The sequence below is a fragment of the Ruegeria sp. BC7 genome, from assembly GCF_056539165.1.
Genome location: NZ_JBQFUL010000018.1, coordinates 1 through 5,924, shown reverse-complemented (window position 1 = coordinate 5,924; position 5,924 = coordinate 1). Strand labels below are relative to the sequence as shown.

The 5,924-nt window shown below is 52.5% G+C and carries 5 protein-coding genes; 2 read left to right on the top strand and 3 right to left on the bottom strand.

The annotated features are described in order from the left end of the window. Positions 1–207 precede the first annotated feature (207 nt). Both ACR0KS_RS20350 and ACR0KS_RS20345 read right to left on the bottom strand, forming a co-directional pair. Positions 208–1,440 carry a flavin-containing monooxygenase gene (locus ACR0KS_RS20350; RefSeq protein WP_170568211.1) on the bottom strand — a complete coding sequence of 411 codons (1,233 nt, stop codon included), beginning with the start codon at positions 1,438–1,440 and terminating at the stop codon, positions 208–210. A 220-nt stretch (positions 1,441–1,660) separates the two neighbouring features. After that, the gene (locus ACR0KS_RS20345) at positions 1,661–1,975 is read right to left on the bottom strand and encodes a hypothetical protein (protein WP_170383373.1); all 315 of its coding nucleotides are present in this window, start codon (positions 1,973–1,975) and stop codon (positions 1,661–1,663) included. A gap of 407 nt (positions 1,976–2,382) precedes the next feature. Here ACR0KS_RS20345 and ACR0KS_RS20340 point away from each other — a divergent pair, with 407 nt between their 5' ends. Together ACR0KS_RS20340 and ACR0KS_RS20335 are read left to right on the top strand one after the other, a co-directional pair. After that, entirely contained in the window at positions 2,383–3,354 is a 972-nt protein-coding gene (locus tag ACR0KS_RS20340) for an adenylate/guanylate cyclase domain-containing protein (RefSeq protein WP_170384165.1), read from the top strand. Between the two features lie 563 nt (positions 3,355–3,917). Beyond that, entirely contained in the window at positions 3,918–5,540 is a 1,623-nt protein-coding gene (locus ACR0KS_RS20335; RefSeq protein WP_480693331.1) for an FAD-dependent oxidoreductase, read from the top strand. 175 nt (positions 5,541–5,715) lie between these two features. On the opposite strand, the gene ACR0KS_RS20330 is transcribed toward ACR0KS_RS20335, so the two are convergent. After that, the coding region (locus tag ACR0KS_RS20330) for a hypothetical protein (protein WP_480693063.1) at positions 5,716–5,924 on the bottom strand (209 nt) is incomplete at its 5' end.

Sequence of the window (5,924 nt, the reverse complement as noted above, 5' to 3'; positions counted from 1 at the left end):
CTGGTCGGATGATTGAATTGTTCTCTGAGCCTCTCTTCGGCGTCTATTACATCCAGACGCAGGCAGAATTTCAGCGCCCCGAGGCTAAGGTGTTCGTCAACTGGTTAAAATCTCAGTCGCAGGTCGTATCGAGACACACGTCCGAAAACTGATCTAGTTACAGTTGGAAACCTTCGATCCAGGCTAGGCTCGAGGCTGTCGCGTAGCTTATTTGCCCGAAGTGGAAATCAAGTGATCAACAACGTACTCCGCGTCCTCGCCCACGCCATAAAACAGGCCTGACCCTTGTGTATGCATCCAATGCAGTCCGCAGAAGTACAGGCCATCTACATCTGTAATACCTCGCTCATATTGCGGATAGCCACTCTCATCGAAGACCGGCAAGTCGATCCATCCAAAATCGCGGTGAAACCCTGTTGCGTATATTACGGTTGAAACATTTGCTGCAGCCAAGTCGAAGAACGGTAGTTCAGGTTTGGGCTGCCAGTTGATCGGGACAACAATTTCCTTGGGATCATCGAGTCCATTCTCTGCAACGAACGTGTCGATGCTCTCCATTTCCGCGCGACACACATCGTCCACTGCCTTGAGCGTCTCTTCAAGTCCGCCTGCCAAAATCAGGCACCCGTCTTGAACACCCTCTACCTTGCTGTGTAGCTTGACCCCGTCGAGCGCCATCTGGCGCAGATCAATTATACGACCACCGTCTCGCCCAGATAGATGTGGATGGGCTTTGAACCGGATAGCTGTCCCTTTGGGATGGTCTTTTACCGCAATGTTCATGTACCCAGTCGCCAAGTCCCATTCAAAAATGTCGCGCCCCCTATAGCGACGTGGGATGCGGCCAGCACTGCCCACTGCAAGATGCACGTCGCGCCCGGATAAGTGCAGGTCCTCAGCGACCTGACACCCTGACTGACCACTTCCAATAATGAATACCGCACCATCCGGTAGGCTCGCTGAGTTGCGATAGTCACATGTATGTATGCCGGTAACCCTTTCGGGCAGATCGTAATGCCAACTTGGTATATTCGGGTGTTGATGCGTGCCGACGGTGACGATCAAGTTCTGCGCTCTGATTTCGCCATCTGAAGTGGTTAGTTTGAACCGACCCGGTCCTGCACTTGCCTCGATTCTAGCCACCTCGACGCCCCCTCGATAGGGCGGACCAAAACTGCTCGCATAGTCTTCGATGTACTTGACGATCTCATCGCGGAGCATGAAACCATCGGGATCATCCCCATCGTAATGGAAACCTGGAAGTCGGCAGAGTTTGTTAGGAGAGACCAGGCAGAACGAGTCCCAACGGTTACGCCATGTATCGCCAATCTGCCCGCGGTCCAAAACAACGTAATCATAACCAGCCTGCTTTAAGTGCCAGCTAACGGAAAGACCAGCTTGACCTCCGCCCACAACCACAGTGCCAATCAGGGTGTACATAGCAGCAAACCTCTCTATGAAACTCTATCGGCGACAGCTAGTTGCTTCAACGTATCAATATCCGCTCAGGGCTCAACGCGGACATCGTAGTCATTTGGTCAGATATCCGCTTATGGACGGATGGCAGACCTAAACTTGCGAAACGTGAATGTCTGCTATGCGTACTATAGGGGCGCTCAAAGAGGTCGCTGAGCAGCAAGATCGTTGTGAAATCGAAGGGCTAAGTCCAGGCGACAGCTGTTCCAACAAGAACTAGTGCCATCCCGGCAGCTTCTTTGACTGAGTACACCTCTTCGAAGAAAAAATGTGAGACTACACCCAAAATTATGACTTCAGCTCCCATTACAGCCACGTAAATCAGTCCCAGTTTTTCATGCCCCAGAGCAGCAACTTCGAATGCGCCAGCTGTAAGTAAGGCAACAGCGATTATGGTTGCCACGCCCAGGCTGGGTAGTGTCCACCATGACTTCATGGCGACCATAGCAATACAATAAAAAAGAGCAGATAGCAGTGCGAGTGCAGCAACCATGTTCATGATTAAATCTCCCTCGATACTAACAAAATATCAGAATGAAACTCGTTGAGATGTGACCTAATTCACAAAGCAAATTTCAAATTTGCAGGAGTCAAAACTACAGATATCGTCAGCGGCCTAATAGGACGGTTCGTGCTCGGTTTGGTCATTCGCCGAAACTTCGCTAGCGACCGCGATGCGGACAAAGCTGAAACTCGAAGCAAGCCCTAAGTGCGCCGGCGAGACGGAGCTTCAACAACTCTGTCTCAGGTCTGCATGGTCCAAGGTGTGCTTGGCGCCTCTACCATCTTCTTCCTTGATTACATGCTTGTGCGTGGGCAGCATAAAGGTGGTAGAGTTCAGTACGGCTAATTCCAGATCGACGAATTTACTTTGCGCTTGTTTCGCCTGTGTTGGGAGTATCAGTTGTGGTCAAGGCTTCTCCTGAGATACTTGCTGTTACAGAACGCTGGTTTGAGGCGATCAGGACCCTAAATACGCACGTTTTGAAGGACTACCTTTCCGACTCGGTCGATCTCCGCTTCATTGGAACTGGCGAGAATGAGTTTTGGAAAGGTCAGGTTGTCCGCGATGGAGTCGGCGAATTCATCGGCGAAATGCCAGAGCCGGATGTGTGGGAAGTTCTCGAAGCCGAAGCCTTCGAGAACGGAGAGACGGGCTGGTCTGCTTTTCTACATCGGGTTGGGTTTCCCGGGCTTCGAGATGATTACATCGTCCGCACGGTGCTGGTGTTCGTCTTAGAGGGTGCGTCATGGAAGATCATTAATCGTCACGCCTCTCTTCCCTACCCAAATATAGATTTTGTAGGTAGCGAACAGTTGGCCATTCAAACTCTTGTGAAAGCTGCGCTCGAAGAAGGTCCGGAATTGCTTCAGGCAGAAGGTTTGGCCTCGGTGCTGTTTACTGATGTCGAAGGCAGTACGATGCTCGCGGCGGCCATGGGAGATCAGGGTTGGTCGGCGTTGATAGATCAGCATTTTCAGACTGTTGAGAGTATTGTCGCAACACATCGGGGGCAATTCGTGAAGTCGTTGGGAGACGGGACATTGTCCAGTTTCCAATCAGCGTCTGAAGCGCTTCTGGCGGCGATCAAAATACAGGAAGCCGTGGCTTTGAGCGATGTGGAACCGCGCTTGGGCCTACGAGTTGGCATTCATACCGGCGACGTTGTTTTGGCGCGTGGCGACTTCTTCGGAACCGTGGTCAACAAAGCGGCTCGCATAACTTCATCGGCCAATCCGGGTGAAATTCTTGTGTCGGATGTGACTAGAGCCATAGTTGGGGGAAATCACGAGTTCGAATTTGCGGCCGCACGATCTTTGGTCCTCAAAGGACTTCCAGATGATCACACAGTCTACCGTTTGCAATGGAGGCGATAGCTGCTCGCTGGGTATGACCTCGAAGATCAGCCCCGCCCCCGGGGGATAATTCAATCAAATTGCCCTTTTCGCGGAATGCCCTTGCAAAGTGAGCACACCCACTCCGCAGTTCCATCAATTGGCCTGCCCTTGCTCTTTAAATCACAGTGGGAAACAACCTGCTGATCGCGGCAAAAAGGACAGGTAACAAGGGCAAAGAAATCCGGAATATGGGTGACTTTCTTAGGTACGGGGTTGCAAACCATTTGGCACTCAGCATTGAATTATTCCCTGTTGGCTATCACATATCGCCGTTTTTCTCCACGTCTGCTTTGGGCTCAATGCAGCCATTCGGTGCGCAATGTATGAACGACTGCCCTGCGGGCAATACGGGCTTTCGACGCTGTCACCTGAATAGCCGAAACTGGCGCTTTGTGTGTTTCACGTGCAATGCAACGCGCTAAGTTTAGTTTCGCGGCTGCCATCGCCAGAGCTTAGCTCAGAGTATATACAATCTGATAGCATGCAGTGTTTCCCATGACATTAGGATTTGATCGGAGACAGGTGTTAATCTGTACCTTCTTATGCTGAAACCAGTAACGCTACAAAAGGAGCCTCCATTGTCGCCGACTGTTTCGACGTCCCCTCACGGACTGTCCCAATTAGACCAATCCCACTTTGATATTGCCATTGTTGGTGCGGGAATAAACGGTGCCAGCGCCGCCCAGCATCTTTGCGCGGCTGGTTACAGTGTGCTTGTTGTCGATCAGGATGATTTTGCCAATGGGGCAACCAGTCGTTCCAGTCGCTTGCTTCACTGTGGTCTTAGGCATTTGGCTTCAGGCTCCGGTTTCTGGCGGACGTTGTTGCGCCCACGGCGTCTGGCTATGTCCATGAAAACTGTTCGTGATGACATGCTGGCCAGAGATGAGATTGTGCGTACGATCCCCAACCGGGTAAAGCCAGTCAACTTCTGTTTGCCAATCTATTCAGATGATCAATACACCCCCTGGCAACTGGATGCGGCCTTTGCAGTACTACGGATGACCAGTCCGGCCGGCGAACCGCTGAGATATCGTCGCTACCGTCCAGACAACACCGATCAGGTTCCAATCAGCCCGTGGTTGCGAGATCCTGAAAAGCTGCGCAGCATCGCGGTTTTTCAGGAGTATCTTTTTGATTGGCCAGAGCGTATCGCGCTGGATGCCCTGTTTGATGCACGTCGGATGGGAGCGTGCGTTCGCAACTACACACGGGTGGTGGAGATCAGGCAAGCGCAAAAGGATGCGCGGTGGCACATTACGCTGCAATCGACTAGCAAAACAGCACTGGGCGCTCCTGAGGCCGCCACTGTCACTGCGGACTTTGTCCTCAATCTGGCAGGGGCTTGGGTCGATGATGTGACTGCCAGAACCGGGTCAAACACGGCTCCCAAATGTACGGGGATGAAAGGCATACATATTGCGGTGCAACTGCCAGAGGAATTCGCTGATTGGGGGGTATTCACCTATAACAGCATAGGCGAGCCACTTTATTGCCTACCCTTTCGCGGTATCCATTATGTCGGCTTGACGCGAACACCATTCCAAGGAGATGCCGCTAGCGTCTCGGCGACGGACCAGGAAATTGAATGGATGGTTTCGGAAACCAACCGGTGTCTTCCAAAGCTGTCTCTGAAACCCAGCGATGTGCGGTTTACCTGGGCTGGCGTCAACCCGCTGACGCGTGATCCGCTGGAACCAATGGGTAGCCGCGAGATCAAGATACATGATTTGGCGGTTGATGGATTGCCCAACATGCTGGCGCTTACTGGTGGCCCGATCATAACCCATAGGCGCGTCGCAAGAAAAATCACCCGGGAGATTCAAGAGCGACTAGTGCCCTCCAGAGATCGGCGCGATCTGCAATACTGTGGCACTCAGACAATATTTGACTACGACGCCGCATGTGACGGCAACCAGAAGCCAAAGGATTACAGCTCCGTGATTACAAACTCTGCGCGCAACGAAATGCCGGGCAATCTGGCTGATTTGCTCATGCGGAGGCTTGGTCTGGGGTGGGAACCGGATCAAGGCCTGCGACAAGCCCGCAAAATTGCCGAGACGGCAGCGCCACATCTGGACTGGTCAAATTCAAGGATTGAAGATGAGCTAGTCTCCTATCAGGCTCACCTTGATCGAGCCCGGCGAAAACAGGGTGCCGGTTGAGGCCATAGGCTTTCGTCACACACATGATCCGCAACGGGCCAATGCGAACGTCGGCTACTTTGCGTTTTTTGCCACTGAAACGGCGCGCAGCATTGGTCAGATTGGGCTCGGAACAGTCGTACGCTGAGCAGTGCATCAGTGATCGCAATGCGGACGAAGCAGACCTTCCACCTATTTATGGACCCACAGCCCCGAGCAACTCAAAGTGTTCGATGCTGGCCGAGGCAATCAAATCTCGCTCTTCAGGCTCGATGCGCGCTTCGTGCCAGGTATCTCCGGTGAAAGCCTTTATTGAATCCAAGTCGCGCCATAGCATGGTCATGCAGAACGTATTCGGATCGCCTCTCCACGGCTTTCCAGCAACTACCCAGATCAGGCCATCTT